The organism is Neisseria sp. HMSC070H10, from assembly GCF_001837635.1.
In the GTDB taxonomy this organism is placed as follows: domain Bacteria; phylum Pseudomonadota; class Gammaproteobacteria; order Burkholderiales; family Neisseriaceae; genus Neisseria; species Neisseria subflava_A.
Window position 1 is genome coordinate 71,956 of sequence record NZ_KV833364.1, and the last position, 15,328, is coordinate 87,283.

General features: G+C 54.5%; 18 protein-coding genes, 1 tRNA gene and 1 pseudogene. 8 read left to right on the top strand and 12 right to left on the bottom strand.

From position 1 onward, the window contains the following. Positions 1–34: 34 nt before the first annotated feature. The 5 genes and pseudogenes from HMPREF2606_RS10900 to HMPREF2606_RS03340 form a co-directional block, all read left to right on the top strand. Positions 35–178, top strand: a pseudogene (locus HMPREF2606_RS10900) (FAD-dependent oxidoreductase); the annotation flags it as partial. Positions 179–245: 67 nt separating this feature from the next. Then, positions 246–704, top strand: coding sequence for a methyltransferase family protein (locus tag HMPREF2606_RS03325; RefSeq protein WP_070712082.1), 459 nt, complete (start codon positions 246–248; stop codon positions 702–704). Between the two features lie 114 nt (positions 705–818). Then, positions 819–1,436 carry a thiamine phosphate synthase gene (thiE, locus tag HMPREF2606_RS03330; RefSeq protein ID WP_070712083.1) on the top strand — a complete coding sequence of 206 codons (618 nt, stop codon included), beginning with the start codon at positions 819–821 and terminating at the stop codon, positions 1,434–1,436. A 42-nt stretch (positions 1,437–1,478) separates the two neighbouring features. After that, entirely contained in the window at positions 1,479–1,673 is a 195-nt protein-coding gene (gene thiS / locus HMPREF2606_RS03335; protein ID WP_070712084.1) for a sulfur carrier protein ThiS, read from the top strand. Positions 1,674–1,791: 118 nt separating this feature from the next. Then, positions 1,792–2,580 carry a thiazole synthase gene (locus tag HMPREF2606_RS03340; RefSeq protein WP_070843306.1) on the top strand — a complete coding sequence of 263 codons (789 nt, stop codon included), beginning with the start codon at positions 1,792–1,794 and terminating at the stop codon, positions 2,578–2,580. 70 nt (positions 2,581–2,650) lie between these two features. Here the strand turns inward: HMPREF2606_RS03340 and HMPREF2606_RS03345 are convergent, their stop codons facing one another. The 9 genes from HMPREF2606_RS03345 to HMPREF2606_RS03385 all read right to left on the bottom strand — a co-directional run bounded on the left by HMPREF2606_RS03345 (position 2,651) and on the right by HMPREF2606_RS03385 (position 8,527). Beyond that, on the bottom strand, positions 2,651–3,418 hold the full coding sequence (locus HMPREF2606_RS03345; protein WP_070843307.1) for a uracil-DNA glycosylase family protein: 768 nt from the start codon (positions 3,416–3,418) through the stop codon (positions 2,651–2,653). Next, entirely contained in the window at positions 3,412–3,855 is a 444-nt protein-coding gene (gene rimI, locus HMPREF2606_RS03350; protein ID WP_070843308.1) for a ribosomal protein S18-alanine N-acetyltransferase, read from the bottom strand. Before rimI ends, HMPREF2606_RS03345 begins: the two co-directional genes overlap by 7 nt. After that, entirely contained in the window at positions 3,852–4,526 is a 675-nt protein-coding gene (gene tsaB / locus HMPREF2606_RS03355; RefSeq protein WP_070843309.1) for a tRNA (adenosine(37)-N6)-threonylcarbamoyltransferase complex dimerization subunit type 1 TsaB, read from the bottom strand. The genes rimI and tsaB overlap by 4 nt, the downstream gene beginning before the upstream one ends. A gap of 163 nt (positions 4,527–4,689) precedes the next feature. Further along, the gene (locus HMPREF2606_RS03360) at positions 4,690–5,364 is read right to left on the bottom strand and encodes a glutathione S-transferase family protein (RefSeq protein WP_070843310.1); all 675 of its coding nucleotides are present in this window, start codon (positions 5,362–5,364) and stop codon (positions 4,690–4,692) included. Positions 5,365–5,372: 8 nt separating this feature from the next. Beyond that, positions 5,373–5,768 carry a DarG family dialkylresorcinol biosynthesis protein gene (locus tag HMPREF2606_RS03365; protein ID WP_070459667.1) on the bottom strand — a complete coding sequence of 132 codons (396 nt, stop codon included), beginning with the start codon at positions 5,766–5,768 and terminating at the stop codon, positions 5,373–5,375. Then, positions 5,769–6,935, bottom strand: coding sequence for a beta-ketoacyl-ACP synthase III (locus HMPREF2606_RS03370; RefSeq protein WP_070843311.1), 1,167 nt, complete (start codon positions 6,933–6,935; stop codon positions 5,769–5,771). 19 nt (positions 6,936–6,954) lie between these two features. Further along, positions 6,955–7,257 (bottom strand): GNAT family N-acetyltransferase, encoded by a 303-nt coding sequence (locus HMPREF2606_RS03375; protein ID WP_141762177.1) that lies wholly within the window; start codon positions 7,255–7,257, stop codon positions 6,955–6,957. Then, positions 7,235–8,143, bottom strand: coding sequence for a hypothetical protein (locus tag HMPREF2606_RS03380; protein WP_070843312.1), 909 nt, complete (start codon positions 8,141–8,143; stop codon positions 7,235–7,237). The genes HMPREF2606_RS03375 and HMPREF2606_RS03380 overlap by 23 nt, the downstream gene beginning before the upstream one ends. 308 nt (positions 8,144–8,451) lie before the next feature. Further along, positions 8,452–8,527: transfer RNA gene (locus HMPREF2606_RS03385), tRNA-Phe, on the bottom strand. A gap of 204 nt (positions 8,528–8,731) precedes the next feature. Here HMPREF2606_RS03385 and HMPREF2606_RS03390 point away from each other — a divergent pair. Then, positions 8,732–9,292 (top strand): hypothetical protein, encoded by a 561-nt coding sequence (locus HMPREF2606_RS03390; protein ID WP_070814596.1) that lies wholly within the window; start codon positions 8,732–8,734, stop codon positions 9,290–9,292. A gap of 47 nt (positions 9,293–9,339) precedes the next feature. On the opposite strand, the gene coaD is transcribed toward HMPREF2606_RS03390, so the two are convergent. The 3 genes from coaD to HMPREF2606_RS03405 form a co-directional block, all read right to left on the bottom strand. Further along, positions 9,340–9,852, bottom strand: coding sequence for a pantetheine-phosphate adenylyltransferase (gene coaD, locus HMPREF2606_RS03395; RefSeq protein ID WP_070814595.1), 513 nt, complete (start codon positions 9,850–9,852; stop codon positions 9,340–9,342). A gap of 107 nt (positions 9,853–9,959) precedes the next feature. Then, complete coding sequence (locus HMPREF2606_RS03400; RefSeq protein ID WP_070814594.1) at positions 9,960–10,646, bottom strand: Bax inhibitor-1 family protein; 687 nt, start codon at positions 10,644–10,646, stop codon at positions 9,960–9,962. Between the two features lie 163 nt (positions 10,647–10,809). Continuing rightward, positions 10,810–11,085 carry an oxidative damage protection protein gene (locus HMPREF2606_RS03405; RefSeq protein WP_003682648.1) on the bottom strand — a complete coding sequence of 92 codons (276 nt, stop codon included), beginning with the start codon at positions 11,083–11,085 and terminating at the stop codon, positions 10,810–10,812. 127 nt (positions 11,086–11,212) lie between these two features. Between HMPREF2606_RS03405 and glnE the strand changes: the two genes are divergently transcribed. Next, positions 11,213–13,897, top strand: a complete 2,685-nt coding sequence (glnE, locus tag HMPREF2606_RS03410) for a bifunctional [glutamate--ammonia ligase]-adenylyl-L-tyrosine phosphorylase/[glutamate--ammonia-ligase] adenylyltransferase (RefSeq protein ID WP_070843313.1) — start codon at positions 11,213–11,215, stop codon at positions 13,895–13,897. A gap of 267 nt (positions 13,898–14,164) precedes the next feature. Beyond that, positions 14,165–15,259, top strand: coding sequence for an FAD-dependent oxidoreductase (locus tag HMPREF2606_RS03415; RefSeq protein ID WP_070814592.1), 1,095 nt, complete (start codon positions 14,165–14,167; stop codon positions 15,257–15,259). The last annotated feature ends 69 nt before the right edge of the window (positions 15,260–15,328 follow it).

Genomic DNA, 15,328 nt, shown 5'->3' on the forward strand with positions numbered 1-15,328 from the left:
AAAGCCATTCCCCCCAACAGCCGAAACCTAAACACAGATTTTCGGCTGTTTCCGCCACGGTTTCATGATTTCTCTCGCCGTAACCGCCGCCGCCGTCAGATTGGCAGTGGCACTGTTTGACGGAAAAGACGCGCCCGAACGTGATGAAGAAAGCGGTTTGGCGTATATTGGAAAATAAGCTTGAGGTAAAATAAGCTTTAGTTCGTCTGAAAACGCCGCGCTATCAGTTTTATAAAGGTAACAATATGAATTTAGAAACCAAAATTCCGCCGCCGGCGATATGTTTTATTTGTGCGTTGTTGATGTACGTCTCTGTCCAAGTGTCGGCGTTGGCCGGCATACTGCCGCGCTTTCCTATATTGCTGTCGGTTGTTTTGATGGTGTTTGGGACTCTGTTGAGCGTATTAGGTGTGTGGGCGTTTCGCCGTGTGCGCACGACCGTCAGCCCGCTCAACCCCGAACAAACCGAACACTTCGTTTCAGACGGCGTGTACCGTTTCAGCCGCAACCCGATGTATGCGGGTCTGGGCTGCTGGCTGGTCGCATGGGCGGGCTATTTGGCGCACCCGCTGCCGTGGTTGTTTTTGGCTGCATTTGTTGCCTATATGACGTGGTTTCAAATCATGCCCGAAGAACGCGTTTTGGCGCAGAAATTCGGCGCAGAGTACGAGTCTTACTGTCGGCGCGTCCGCCGTTGGTTATAAAAGCGAAAGCTTCCCATCAAGTATCGCCCCTCTTCTGCTCTACGGCATGAATGCGAATACTCGATGTTTTTAGACAACCTTTATTGCTCCGTAAGAAATGAAAAAGGACACCCCATGACCTTCCCGCCCCTAAAATCCCCGCTCAAATTCTACGTCGTCGTTCCCACCGCCGATTGGGTGGAGCGCATGGTCAAAGCAGGTGCCGACACGGTGCAACTGCGTTGTAAAACCTTGCATGGCGACGAGTTGAAACGCGAAATCGAACGTTGCGTCGCAGCCTGCCAAAACAGCGCAACCCAGCTTTTCATCAACGACCACTGGCGCGAAGCGATTGCTGCAGGTGCATACGGCGTACATCTTGGGCAGGAAGACATGGACACAGCCGACCTCGCCGCTATCGCCACCGCTGGTTTGCGCTTGGGTTTGAGTACGCACTCCGTCGCCGAACTCGACCGCGCCCTGTCCGTACATCCCAGCTACGTCGCCAGCGGCGCGATTTTCCCGACCACAACCAAACAAATGCCCACCGCCCCGCAAGGCTTGGACAAACTGCGCGAGTATGTGAAACAGGCAGGCGGCACGCCCGTCGTCGCCATCGGCGGCATCGATTTGAACAACGCCCAAGCCGTACTCGCCACCGGCGTTTCCTCACTCGCCGTCGTCCGCGCCGTTACCGAAGTGGAAAATCCCGAAGCCGTGGTTAAAGCGTTTCAGGCTTTGTGGAATCAATAAGGTCGTTTGAAAATAAGAAGTCTGACAAGAGGAGCAAACATCATGAAGATTATATTGAACAATGAAACCATCACATTAAACGGCACAACCGTTGCCGACCTTATTACCCAAACCGTGCCGCAAAAGCCGTTTGCTGTTGCCGTCAATACCCATTTTGTCGCCAAAGGCGCGTATGCGGAAACGGTTTTGAATGAAAACGATAAAGTGGACATCGTGCGCCCCGTAGTCGGCGGATAAGCGGTTTGCAATCAACAGGTCGGGTATTTGCGCCCGACTTTTGCCTGTTTGAATATCGGGCAGGGTTGCCCGATTGCCCCATGTTTAAAATCTAAAAAACAATACAAAGGAATCCATCATGTTTGCCTTATATGGAGAAACTTTCCCTTCACGGCTGCTACTTGGTACGGCTGCTTATCCGACGCCGGAAATCCTCAAGCAGTCTGTCCAAATCGCGCAACCGGCGATGATTACCGTTTCGTTGCGTCGTGCCGGCAGCGGCGGCGAAGCGCACGGGCAGGGCTTTTGGTCGTTGTTGGAAGAAATGGGCGTACCTGTGTTGCCCAATACCGCAGGCTGTCAAAGTGTGCAGGAAGCTGTGACCACTGCGCAAATGGCACGCGAAGTGTTTGATACCGATTGGATCAAGCTCGAACTTATCGGCGATGATGACACGTTGCAGCCGGATGTGTTCCAGCTCGTCGAAGCGGCAGAAATCCTGATTAAAGACGGCTTCAAAGTGCTGCCTTATTGCACCGAGGATTTGATTGCCTGTCGCAGACTGCTCGACGCAGGCTGTCAGGCGTTGATGCCGTGGGCGGCGCCGATTGGCACAGGTTTGGGCGCAGTTCATGCTTATGCGCTGAAAGTTCTGCGCGAACGCCTGCCCGACACGCCGCTGATTATCGACGCAGGCTTGGGTTTGCCTTCGCAGGCGGCGCAAGTGATGGAATGGGGTTTTGACGGCGTGCTGCTGAATACCGCCGTTTCCCGCAGCGGAGATCCGGTCAATATGGCACGCGCTTTTGCGCTTGCGGTCGAGTCGGGCCGTCTGGCTTATGAGGCGGAACCTGTGGAGGCGCGTGAGAAAGCGCGCGCCAGTACGCCGACGGTGGGTCAGCCTTTTTGGCATTCGGCGGAATATTGAAAACATTAGGGCGTGTCGGACACGCCCTTTTTTGTTGGTGGGAAACCTGATTTCAGATTGAACAGAATGTTCAGACGGCCTTGGCCAAAAGCTGTTTCAATGGCTTTAAGATTTGCCATGCCTGCGCTTTGAGTTGCGGCTGCATCAGCAGGCGGGCGGGGTGGGGGATGACGAAATGCGGCCGCTCTGCGCACAATTCGTTCATCAGCCCGATCATGTCGGGGCTGTCGAAGATTTTGCCGAGAAACAATACTGCGCGCGCTTGCGAAGCGGTCAACTCGTTTTGCATTTCGGCAAGCTCGGAGCGGATGTGTTCGGCATCGGGGAGGGCGGTGAATACTGGCGCGGTTTTGACCCATGCGGTTTTGTGCGCCTGATCGGGCTTGAGGCCGATGGCGGCGAGGATGTTGTCGAGAAGCGTGCCGACGTCGCCGCTAAACAGCGTACCGTGCAGGCTGTCTTCGGTGGACGGGCAAATGCTGACCACCATGATTTCAGACGGCCTGATGGTTACGTCAAGGCGGGGCAGATTGTCTGAATGCGCGACTTTTTCTGTTTTTGCTGTTGTTTCGACAATGGCTTTGGGTGTTGCTTCGGGAACGCGGACAGCAGGTTTGGCCGTTTGCGCAGTGGCAATGGCGGCAGTGCGTGCCTGATATGCACCAGCCGATAAAGTACGCACGGCTTGCGCGGTGTCGGCAGCAATGGTTTTGGGGCGGACGGGTGCGGCTGATGCTGCGGTTTGAGGCGCGGCATGGATGATTTTGGCGTTTTGGTTCAGCCACATCGGGCCCAAGCCCAAGGCTTCGTGCAGGTGCAGATAGCGGCTGCTTAACATGATTTCTCCATCAATACGGCATCTTCGCTGCCACCGTCAGGCAGGGCGTAGTAGTTTTTGCGGCGACCGCAGGTTTGGAAGCCGTGTTTGCGGTAGAGCTGTTGCGCGGTTTCATTGCTTGCGCGGACTTCGAGCAGCAATCGGGTTGCGCCTTGCTGTTGCACAGTGTTTTGCCAGTGTTGCAGCAGGGCGGACGCAATGCCTTGGCGGCGGTATTCGGGCGCGACGGCAATCAGGTGCAGCTCGGATTCGTCAAACACGGTTTGCCACACGATAAAGCCGGTAATTTGGTGGTCTGCCTGGCTGAGCCAAACGCTGTCGGGATGGTGTTGAACCGCCGATTCAAACTGCTGCGCCGTCCACGGCGAAGGATTGCCTTGTGCGTCGATGGCGGCAAGGGTGGGGCAGTCGGCAAGTAAGGCTGGGCGCAGGTTCACGGTTTGGCCTTTTGTTGGGCTTGCTCTTGCGCGGTCAGGGCAATTTTGTTGCGGACGTAGAGCAGCTCGGCGTGTGCCGCATCGGTGGTAACATAGCGGCCGCTGCGGGCAAGTTTGAGATAGTCGGCGGCGGTCGGCATATCGGCTTGACCGTCAAAAGGCGGTTTGTCGGCGAGGGCAAAGGCATTGCCGATGCCGCCGCTAGGCGTTTTGTCTTCGGGCGCGGCAATGGCGGCGGCTTTGCCAACCGTGTAATCACTCAAGCGGACGTGGTTTTGCGTATCAAACCATGCGTAGAATACTTCGCCCATACGCGCATCGGTGGCTGCCAGGACGCAGCTGGATGGCGGCAGCATTGAAGCGGCGGTATCGAGGCAGGGAATGCCGATCATGGGCGTGTCAAACGGTGTGGCCAAACCTTGTGCAACCGCTGCGCCGATACGCAGGCCGGTAAATGCGCCGGGGCCCTGTGCATAAACGATGCAGCCCAAATCGGCGGCCGTGATGCCCGCTTCTTTAAAGAGGCGTTCGATTTGCGGCAGGATTTGTTCGGATTGCTTGGTGCCGACGTTTTCATGAAACAGGCGGATTTCGCCTTGATGTTCCAATGCGATGGACAGAAAGGATGTGCTGGTGTCGATGGCAAGAGTCGGGCGGTTGTCGGTTGGCATGGTGTTATTTTTTTAGAAGGATATGGGTTGCCATTATAGTGGAACGGCGAGGGCGAACAAAGCACTCGGGCGGCGCGTTGGTAAAAACGCCGTTTATCGCAAAGCTATTCGATAAGTGAACCAAGGTTTCAGGCCGTCTGAAAACGTTTCAGACGGCTTTGTTTTATTTGTCGAGTTTCAATAAAGGCGAACCTGCTTTTTTAACGGCGCGGCGGTAGGCTTCATGCGCTTCGATGCGCTGCAAATAAGCGCGGATATTGGGGTAATCGGCAAAATCGAAGCGGTCGGCTGCGGCTTGCAGCGGATAGCTCATCATGATGTCGGCACCGCTGAGGCTGTTGCCGACCAACCATTCGCGGTTTTCCAACTCGCTGTCGATGTGGGAAAGATGCATCGCGGCTTGCGGATGGATAAAGCTGCTTTTGACGCTGCCGCTGATTTTGCGGGCAATCGGTTTGACGAAAAACGGCATGGGCGCGCTTTCAATCCGGCGGAACACCAGTCCGAGCAGCAATAACGGCATCAGCGAACCTTCGGCATAATGCAGCCAGCGTTGATATTGCCAGTATTCGCGGCTGCCGCGTTCGGGCATCAGATGGCCGTTGCCGTAGGTTTGAATCAGGTAGTCGGTAATCGCGCCGCTTTCCGCCAAGATAAAGCCGTCATCATCCAATAAAGGCGATTTGCCCAAGGGATGGATGGCTTTAAGTTCGTCAGGGGCGAGCAAAGTGTCGGGATGGCGGCGGTAGGTTTGCAGGCGGTAGGGCGTACCGAGGATTTCAAGCAGCCAAACAATGCGCAGGGCGCGGGATTGGTTGAGCGAATGCAGGGTAATCATGAGGGACTTTAAATATTGGTTTGTTTGAGGCCGTCTATGCTGATTTGGCAGGCATCGGCGTATTTTTGCAGGGTTTTGGCCGGTAGTTTGGCGAACACTTCGGGGCGGAAATGCCGACGAAGCTGCCATTTCCATACGCCTGCCGCCAGGGCCAAGCCGGTTTCATCATAACGGCAGCGGAACATATGGTAGTACAGCGGCGAGTATTCGCCTTTTTTGACGGCTTCGCGCGCGGCCTGCGTTTGGGCATCGAGTTCGAACACCGCCATTTCGGTGGCGTAGGCTTCGTCCTGCCAACCGTTGCTGGTGGCCGCTTCGTAGTGGCCGTCGCGGGTGCCGTAGATGACTTTGCGGTGGCCGTGGTAGCTGGCGCTGTTGTCTTGAGGAATGTCGTCAATCTTCATTCAGACGGCCTTTACTGCTTCCAAAAGCATGAAACATGTTGAAAAGCGTCCGCTTTCCGGAACGTAACACAGGATTTTTTGGCCGTGTTCGATGGGGAAAGTGCGCATAAATTCTTCAAGGATGATGTAAATCGAGGCCGAACCCGTATTGCCCTTGCTGTGCAGATTGGTAAACCATTTTTCCTGCGGAATGTCGAAGCCGATGTTTTTCAGGCCGTCTGAAAGGCGGTCGCGGAAAAAGCCGGAAGAGTAGTGGGGCAGGAACCAATCGATTTCTTCGGCACGGATGCCGTGTTTGGCGGCGATTTGGGAGAGGGGTTTTTCCACCGTATAGCGGACGATGTTTTCGTTCAGCAGTTTGACGTCCTGCTTGACCGCCATCAGGCTGTGGCGGCGGCCGTAATCGGCATCGGCGTGTTTCCAGCCTTCAAATACGCCGTCGCGGAATTCTGCGCCGGCATACATGCAGGGCGGCATTTCGTTGGCGTAGGAAAGCAGGTCTACCCAATGGATTTTCAGGCTGAGGCCGTCTGAATTGGGACGGTCGGACAGATACACCGCGCCTGCGCCGTCAGACAGCATCCAGCGCAAAAAGTCTTTTTCAAACCCGATTTCGGGGGACGCGTTTTCCAGTTTTTTATGGTCGGTTTCGCTTTGGAACACTTCGCCGCGCATGACCGCCGAGGCGTTTTCGGAAGCAACGGAAACTGCATGTGCGTGTTCGCCGGTACGCACGGCGTTGTAGGCGTGTTTCATCGCCGCCATACCTGCCGCGCATACGCCTGCCATGCTGAACACTTCGCAAGGCGGTATATCCAGCAAACCATGCACCATCACACCGTGTCCGGGCATGGTTTGGTCAGGGTAGGAAGTGGCGCAGGCCAGGCTGCCGATGGCTTCTGCTGGAACGCCTTGGGCAAATAGGCCGTTGACCGCTTCGGCGGCCAATTCGGCATTGGTGTGCGTCGTGCGGCGGCTTTCGGGGTCGATGGCGTAATAGCGCGACAAAATGCCGTTGGAGCGCAAAATCATGCGGCGCACGCGTGAAGGCACATCGCCTGCCATGCCGAGGACGGCTTCCATTTCGTCATTGCCGACGGGGGCGTTGGGCAAGAAGGCAGAAACGCGGTTGAGATAAACGTCTTTGAGTGTGTTATTCGATGTCATGATGTGTTTGTCAAAATAATCAACCGATAAACCCCGCCGCGTAGTCGCAGCTTGCAGTCAACGGGATGTGGTGTGTTTCGGCGTATTCCATCAGCGCGCTCACCAGCAGTTTGGCAATGCCGCGATGACGGAAGTTGGGCGAGATCTCGGTATGGCTTACGTCCCAGCCGCCGTTGTGTTCGGTATAGCTGATATAGCCTGCTTCCAAACCGTCAATATCGATTTGAAAGCGACGGCGCTCGGGGTAGTGGATCACTTCGTGCATGATGGATTCCTGGTTTGAGGCCGTCTGAAACATATCATCTGCCTGACGGTTGTCCATAATAATCCGCCAGCTTTTTCAGACGGCCTTTGAGCAGCGGATGCAGCAGTTTTTTCAAAATCACGCTGACGGGTAAAACTACCAAAATCATCGTCAATAAAAATACGATGTAAAAGCACAGCAGCGCACGGCGCAAAAGCGGAGAAATATGGCCTGCCGCCATCAAAAGCTTGCCCCAGACGAAGAAGCTGCGACCGGCGGCGCGTTCGCTGAAAATCAGTTTTTCATTGACTGTCACTGCGCCCATGTTTTGAAACAGGGTTTCGTCCAAAGGCTGTTGGTTTAACAGTGCATCGCGCAATTTCGTACCAAACCGCGCCGCATCCGCCAATTCTTCTTCAGCAATGCCGGCAGAGGGCAGGGAGCGGAAATAGTGTTTGTCGCCGGTCAGCATCCATGCGGGCGTGGTAATAAAACTTGCCGCGCTGTTGCAGGCATCGATTTTTACGATGTTGCCGATGAGTTTGGCGCCGTTTTGTTTCAGCAAAGATTTCATTTTCTCTTGCGCGCCCAGCCACATATTGCGGCAGCCGATAAGCGTAATGACCGGTTTGCCGTCCAGCAGGCGGCGCGTTTCTTCGCGTTGCAAAAAGGCGGTCATCGGTTGCGAAGGGGAGAGGAACCAAACGGTGTAGGCAATAACCACCACATCGTAATCTTCGGATGGAATGTGCGGCGGCAGAATCGGGGCGGGTTTTAAATGGACGGTTTCAGGAAAGGTATCGAAAAAACGCCAAAACGGCCACGGAAACGGAAATGCCTGCTCCGGGACGATATTGACGCAATCGACCTGTATACCAGTTGTTTGCAACGGTGCGGCAAAATTTCGCGCCAGGCTGGAGAGCTGCCCCGTTTGCGAGTAATGTACAATCAGCACTTTTTTCATTATCTTCCCTGCAATGAGTAAGTTATGGTTGGTTTGGACGGTATTATATAGTAAACTGACCGGCCTTGAACTTTATTCATATTCAGTATGTTCGTGAAGGTTTCAGCCGATTTGGATGGAAGCGCCGTATTCTGTCGGAATGGGGCGGTAAAGCGGATTTTTATGCCATGCCAACATGAACAACGGCCGTCTGAAATTTTTCAGACGGCCTTGTGTGGAAATCGGGACGCATGGTCTGGAATGGGATTTGCGCTAAGTATGGCGTGCAAATCGTATAGATAAAAAAATAACCGCTTCAAGGCGGTTGGTGGTGGCCAGAGGCGGAATCGAACCGCCGACACACGGATTTTCAATCCGTTGCTCTACCAACTGAGCTATCTGGCCTTCGCGTGTTTCGTTGCGAGATGTGAATTAAACCAAATTTCGTTGCCTTGTGCAAGCGTTTGTAGGCTTTATTTTTGAAGCGGTAAATTAAGATTTTGTTTTGTATTGAATTATTTTTCGTTTTAATTGGCGGTTTTTAAGTTTGCCGGTTTGATTTTCAGACGGCCTAAGATACAATCGGCTTTTTTGCTTTGGATTTATGCCATGCTGTATATGTTTGTTCGTGATATGTGGGATGTTTTGCGTTTGCGCTATCGTTCTCCGGAGACGTATTTGTATTCGCCTTTGGTGATGGCGGCGGTGCTGCTGCTGTTAGGTGTGGTGAACGCGGCCAGCATGTCGCCTTTGTTTGGCAGTGGCACGGCGGCGGTGTGCCTGTCGGTGATTTTGGTGATGGTGAAATGGTTGGTGTTGAGCCGCTCGATGCGCAAGGTACTGCATTATTACGGTGCGCCCCGGCTGCCTTTGTGGGGCTTTATTTTGGTGTCTGAGGCTTTGCTCTTGCCGCTGTTGCTGGTGTTGTATGTGCCGGCGTTGGCTGTGTTTGCGCTGTTGTGGCAGGCTTGGGTGTTTGTGGTGCAGGTGCGCGGTTTGATGTGGATGGGAAATGCGACGGTAGGCCGTGTTTTGGTGGGTTATGTGTTGTATGGTATCGGCATGCTGTGCGTGGGTACGGTGATTTTGATGTTATTTATTAACGCCGGTTGGTTGGATATGGAAACGTTGAATCAAAACCTGCAGGCGTTGATGTTTGCCCGTCAATAATCCATGAAAATGGAAAGGCCGTCTGAAATGTTCGGACGGCCTTTGTTTTATGTGTTTATTTTGTGGTCTTGCAGGATTTTTTGATAGACGGGGTCGGGGAGGTAGCGGCCTATCATGTCGCGCCATCCTTGGGGGCCGACCAGGCCTTTGACCATGGTGGAGGATACTTCGGCTATTTCGCGCGGCGGCATCAGGAAGACGGTGGAGATTTCGGGGGCGATGTCGCTGTTGATGTAGCGCATCGAGCGTTCGTATTCGTAGTCGGCGGCGGAACGGATGCCGCGGACGATGAAATTGGCCTTGGCTTCGCGGGCGTAATCGACCAAAAAGCGGTTTTCAAACACGCTGATGCGGACGTTGGGGAAGGGGTGGGTAATGGCATCGAGCATGGCGCGGCGTTCTTCTATGCTGTAGGTGCTGCGCTTTTCGGGATTGGTGCCGATGGCGACGATGAGTTCGTCAAAGAGGGATTGGGCTTCCTGTATCATCCACAGGTGGCCGAGGGTGGGTGGGTCGAAGCTGCCTGCGTACACGGCACGGCGCGGAGTGGTCGTGGTCATTTTGGGTTGGGAATGGGGTTTGTGTGGCGTTCAGGATAGGGGAGTTTGCCGGTGATGTCAAAAATCAAAAAGGCCGTCTGAAATTTCAGACGGCCTTTGCGGCTTGATCAGTCGTCACCGCTGAGAGAGATGAGGATTCTCAAGAGGCTGCTGAAAATATTGTAGAGGGAGATGAAGATGGTCAGCGCTGCGCTGATGTGGCTGTCTTCGCCGCCGTCGATGACGGTACGCACCTGCCACATAATCATCAGGGAACTGAAGACAACGAAGCCGGCCGCGATGGTCAGGCTCAGGGCAGGGATGTTGAGGAAGATGTTGGCCACAACGGCAATCATGAGCACGATGGCGCCGGCTCCGAGGAAGCTGCCGAGTTTGTTCATGTTCATTGTGGTGCGGCGTGCCATGGCGGACATGGTGAAGAATACACCGGCGGTCATGGCGGCGGCCGTACCGACGATTTGTGCACCGTTGTTAATCGCCAGGGCGTATTGCAGCATAGGGCTGATGGCAAGGCCCATGCCGAAAGTGAAGATCATCAACAGGGCGATGCCGACGTTGCTGTAACGGTTTTTCTCGATCAGGAAGGTCATGCCGTAGAAGAAGCCGAAGAAGGCGGCCAGGGCAACATAGTATGAGCCGAACATGGCGAAAATGTTAAAGCCTGTTTTGGCGGAAAAGAATGCGCCGGCAATGGCAGGAATGAAAGACAGGCCGAGCAGGCGGTAGGTTTTTTGCAGGACGGTATTTTTGGCAACCGAGCCTTGCGAGGTATAGTCGTAAACGTCGTTTTGCATGGCGTTTGCTCCAGTGTGGATTGAAAATGAATGAAATTTGGATTTTAACAGAAAATCATGGGTTTGTATGATTTATCTGTTCTATTTGTCTAATATGCGGGGCAATCGGGAATTTTAAAGGCCGTCTGAAAATCGGGTTTCAGACGGCCTCGGCGTTTAATGCTTATTTAGGCTCTTGCGGAACGTAGCCTTGTACGGCATCTGCGCCGTCGCCGAAGAAATATTGTTCCATCTGCTGGGCGAGGTATTCGCGCGCGCGCGGATCGGCAAGGCTTAAGCGGTTTTCATTGATGAGCATGGTTTGGTGGCGGGTCCATGCCATCCATGCTTCTTGGGAAACGTTTTCGAAGATGCGTTTGCCCAGCTCGTTGGGCAGCGGCGGAAATTTCATGCCTTCGGCTTCTTTGCCGAGTTTGACGCAGTGAACCATACGGGTCATGGCGGTTTCCTTATGATGGGTTGCAAAGTTGGTATTTTAGCCGATTGCACGGATAGGGGAAAGCGTGGGTTTCAGACGGCCTGAAACCTTGCTATGATGGTCTTTTCTGTTTATTCAGGCAAAGATTATGAACCGCCTCGACACTGCCCGCCGTTATTCCCTGTTTCTCGCCCGCAACCTTGATTCAGGCAAACTCAAGCCCGAAATCTTCCTGCCCATGCTGGACAAGGTGTTGACCGAATCTGATTTCCAAGCCTTTGCCGATTGGGGCAAAATCCGCGCGGAAGAAAATGAGGAGGAATTGGCACGGCAGTTGCGCGAGTTGCGCCGTTATGTGGTGTCGCAGATTATCGTGCGCGATATCAACCGCATCAGCGATTTGAACGAAGTTACCCGTACGATTACGTTGTTTGCGGATTTTGCCGTCAATACCGCGTTGGACTTTTCCTACGCCTATTATCAGGATATGTACGGCACGCCGATCGGGCGTTATACCAAATCGCCGCAGCATTTGAGCGTGGTGGCGATGGGCAAGGCGGGCGGCTATGAGCTGAACGTGTCTTCCGACATCGATTTGATTTTCGTCTATCCCGAATCGGGCGACACCGACGGCAGGCGCGAGCGGGGCAATCAGGAATTTTTCACCAAAGTCGGGCAGAAACTGATTGCGCTGCTGAACGACATCACCGCCGACGGGCAAGTGTTCCGCGTCGATATGCGGCTGCGGCCGGACGGCGATTCGGGCGCGTTAGTATTGAGCGAAACCGCGCTGGAGCAATATTTGATTACGCAGGGGCGCGAATGGGAACGCTACGCGTGGTGCAAAGGCCGTGTGGTCACGCCGCATCCGAACGACATCAAAGCGCTGGTGCGCCCCTTTGTGTTCCGCAAATATCTGGATTACAGCGCATATGAAGCAATGCGCAACCTGCACCGCCAAATCCGCAGCGAAGTCAGCAAAAAAGGCATGGCGGACAACATCAAACTCGGCGCAGGCGGCATCCGCGAAGTCGAATTTATCGCCCAGATATTCCAGATGATACGCGGCGGCCAAATGCGTGCGCTGCAACTGAAAGGCACGCAGGAAACGCTGAAGAAACTTGCCGAGCTGGGCATCATGCCGTCTGCAAACGTCGAAACCCTGCTGTCCGCCTACCGATTCCTGCGCGACGTCGAACACCGCCTGCAATACTGGGACGACCAGCAAACCCAAACCCTGCCGACCTCGCCCGAACAGCAACAACTGCTCGCCGAAAGCATGGGTTTCGACAGCTATGCCGCTTTTTCAGACGGCCTCAATGTTCATCGGAACAAGGTCAATCAGTTGTTTAACGAAATCTTGAGCGAACCCGAAGAGCAAACGCAAAGCAACAGCGAATGGCAATGGGCATGGCAGGAAAAACCTGACGAAGAAGAACGGCTAGGCCGTCTGAAAGAATATGGGTTTGATGCCGAAACCATTGCCACGCGACTCGACCAAATCCGCAACGGCCATAAATACCGCCACCTTTCTGCACACGCCCAGCCGCGTTTTGACGCCATTGTGCCGTTGTTGGTACAGGCGGCGGCCGAGCAACCCAACCCGACCGACACATTAATGCGGCTGTTTGACTTTCTCGAAAACATCAGCCGCCGCTCCGCCTATCTCGCCTTTCTCAACGAGCATCCGCAAACCCTGGCGCAACTGGCGCAGATCATGAGCCAAAGCTCATGGGTGGCGGCGTATCTGAGCAAATATCCGATTCTGCTGGACGAACTCATCAGCGCCCAGCTTTTGGATACCGCGTTCGACTGGCAAGCCCTCGCCGCCGCTCTTTCAGACGACCTCAAAGCCTGCGGCGGCGACACCGAAGCGCAAATGGACACCCTGCGCCGCTTCCAGCACGCCCAAGTCTTCCGCCTCGCCGTCCAAGACCTCGCCGGACTGTGGACGGTAGAATCACTTTCCGACCAGCTCTCCGCCCTTGCCGACACCATACTCGCCGCCGCCGTGTCGTGTGCGTGGGCGGATATGCCCAAAAAACACCGCGACACGCCGCAATTTGCCATCATCGGCTACGGCAAACTCGGCGGTAAAGAGCTCAGCTATTCCTCCGACCTCGACCTCGTCTACCTCTACGACGATCCCCATCCCGACGCAGGCGACGTGTACAGCCGCCTCGCCCGCCGCCTGACCAACTGGCTTTCTGCAGCCACCGGCGCAGGCAGCCTCTACGAAACCGACCTGCGCCTGCGCCCTAATGGCGACGCCGGTTTCCTCGCCCACAGCATCGCCGCCTTTGAAAAATACCAGCGCGAAAACGCATGGACGTGGGAACATCAATCCCTTACCCGCGCCCGTTTTATCTGCGGTACGCCTGATGTTCAGACGGCCTTCGACCGCATTCGCACCGAAATGCTGACCGCCGAACGCGACCAAATCGTTTTAGCAGGCGAAATCATCGAAATGCGCGAAAAAATGTTCCCCACCCATCCGCCGGTTGACAGCAACGTCAAATACGCACGCGGCGGCGTGGTCGACGTCGAATTTATCGTCCAATACCTCATCCTTGCCCATGCCCGCCAGTATCCGCAACTCTTGGACAACTACGGCAACATTGCTCTCTTGAACATCGCTGCCGACTGCGGCCTCATCGACAAAACCTTCGCCGAACAAAGCCGCACCGCCTACCGCTTTTACCGCCAGCAGCAGCACAACACCAAACTGCGAGATGCCAAAAAAACCGAAGTGACGGACGAATTGCTGACTCACTACGGCAACGTGCGAAAACTATGGCAGGAAGTATTCGGGGCAGAAGTGAAGTTCGGATAAACAGGCGGGCGTATTCAGCGTCAAAAGCCTGCACGGCAACACAATTTACTGCCACAACAAACTCACTCTAAATAGTAGGTTTTATGTAAAGAAGATATTTTTATAAAAGCTGATTGGCTGTTGAGGGAAGATTTTTGTTCACGTATTACTGATTCAGCCCGAGCATAATCTGCAAAAACTGTTCTCATTTTGTGTCGATATTGTGATAAAGCAAAACAAGTTCTAAAATATGCAGTTCATTTTCATATTAAAAACAAGGAGAAACTGATGTCTAAGATTGCTGTACTCGGCGGCGGCCTTTCCGGTCGCCTTATCGCGTTTCAATTGGCAGAGCAGGGCGTGGCGGTAGAGTTGTTTGAGAAAGGCGAACGTAACGGCGCACAAGCCGCAGCCTATGTTGCCGCCGCCATGCTGGCGCCTTCTTCCGAGGCGGTGGAGGCAACGCCTGAAGTCATCCGTTTGGGCAGGCAGAGTTTCGCGCTGTGGCGCGGTATTTTAGGCCGTCTGAATACGCCGGTGATGATGCAGGAAAACGGCAGCCTGATTGTCTGGCACACGCAGGACAAGCCGCTTTCCGCCGAGTTTGCCCGTCATTTGAAGCGCGGCGGCGTGGCAGAACATGAAACTATACGTTGGAACACGGATGAAATTGCGGCCAACGAGCCGCAACTGGCAGGGCGGTTTTCAGACGGCCTGTATCTGCCGACAGAAGGGCAGTTGGACGGACGGCAGGTATTGAATGCGCTTGCCGATGCTTTGGAATCAATGAATGTGGCGTGTCATTGGTCGTGCGAACGCGAAGTCGAAGATTTGGCGGAGCAATACGATTGGGTCATCGACTGCCGCGGTTATGGTGCAAAAGCAGCATGGAACAGGCCGTCTGAAAGCCAATTGCGCGGCATACGCGGCGAAGTGGCGCGCGTTTACGCACCCGAAGTCGAGTTGTCCCGCCCCGTGCGCCTGCTGCATCCGCGCTATCCTTTGTATATCGCGCCGAAGGAAAACCATATTTTTGTGATTGGTGCGACCCAAATCGAAAGCGAAAGCCAAGCGCCGGCCAGCGTGCGTTCCGGTTTGGAACTTTTGTCCGCGCTGTACGCCGTGCATCCGGCATTTGGCGAGGCGAACCTTTTGGAATTGGCCACCGGCCTGCGCCCGACTTTAAACCACCACAACCCCGAAATCCGCTTCAACCGCGAACGCCGCCTGATTGAAGTCAACGGCCTGTTCCGCCACGGCTTTATGATTTCTCCGGCCGTGACCGGCGCGGCCGTGCGTTTGGCCGGTGCGCTGTTTGCCGGAAGCGACATTCCCGAATATGACGAAACCAGCGGTTTGCCGTATATCCGCGCTACGAATTGAAGCCGTTGCGGACGAAGTTGCTTGAAAATCGGGCAAATTGTTTGTGAAAGACAGCCACAGGCCGTCTGA

Bases quoted from the DNA above. Each gene is read 5' to 3' on its own strand.
- HMPREF2606_RS03325 (WP_070712082.1), top strand. From the start codon at position 246: ATGAATTTAGAAACCAAAATTCCGCCGCCGGCGATATGTTTTATTTGT.
- thiE (WP_070712083.1), top strand. From the start codon at position 819: ATGACCTTCCCGCCCCTAAAATCCCCGCTCAAATTCTACGTCGTCGTT.
- thiS (WP_070712084.1), top strand. From the start codon at position 1,479: ATGAAGATTATATTGAACAATGAAACCATCACATTAAACGGCACAACC.
- HMPREF2606_RS03340 (WP_070843306.1), top strand. From the start codon at position 1,792: ATGTTTGCCTTATATGGAGAAACTTTCCCTTCACGGCTGCTACTTGGT.
- HMPREF2606_RS03345 (WP_070843307.1), bottom strand. From the start codon at position 3,418: ATGTTAAGCAGCCGCTATCTGCACCTGCACGAAGCCTTGGGCTTGGGC.
- tsaB (WP_070843309.1), bottom strand. From the start codon at position 4,526: ATGCCAACCGACAACCGCCCGACTCTTGCCATCGACACCAGCACATCC.
- HMPREF2606_RS03360 (WP_070843310.1), bottom strand. From the start codon at position 5,364: ATGATTACCCTGCATTCGCTCAACCAATCCCGCGCCCTGCGCATTGTT.
- HMPREF2606_RS03365 (WP_070459667.1), bottom strand. From the start codon at position 5,768: ATGAAGATTGACGACATTCCTCAAGACAACAGCGCCAGCTACCACGGC.
- HMPREF2606_RS03370 (WP_070843311.1), bottom strand. From the start codon at position 6,935: ATGACATCGAATAACACACTCAAAGACGTTTATCTCAACCGCGTTTCT.
- HMPREF2606_RS03375 (WP_141762177.1), bottom strand. From the start codon at position 7,257: ATGGACAACCGTCAGGCAGATGATATGTTTCAGACGGCCTCAAACCAG.
- HMPREF2606_RS03380 (WP_070843312.1), bottom strand. From the start codon at position 8,143: ATGAAAAAAGTGCTGATTGTACATTACTCGCAAACGGGGCAGCTCTCC.
- HMPREF2606_RS03390 (WP_070814596.1), top strand. From the start codon at position 8,732: ATGCTGTATATGTTTGTTCGTGATATGTGGGATGTTTTGCGTTTGCGC.
- coaD (WP_070814595.1), bottom strand. From the start codon at position 9,852: ATGACCACGACCACTCCGCGCCGTGCCGTGTACGCAGGCAGCTTCGAC.
- HMPREF2606_RS03400 (WP_070814594.1), bottom strand. From the start codon at position 10,646: ATGCAAAACGACGTTTACGACTATACCTCGCAAGGCTCGGTTGCCAAA.
- HMPREF2606_RS03405 (WP_003682648.1), bottom strand. From the start codon at position 11,085: ATGACCCGTATGGTTCACTGCGTCAAACTCGGCAAAGAAGCCGAAGGC.
- glnE (WP_070843313.1), top strand. From the start codon at position 11,213: ATGAACCGCCTCGACACTGCCCGCCGTTATTCCCTGTTTCTCGCCCGC.
- HMPREF2606_RS03415 (WP_070814592.1), top strand. From the start codon at position 14,165: ATGTCTAAGATTGCTGTACTCGGCGGCGGCCTTTCCGGTCGCCTTATC.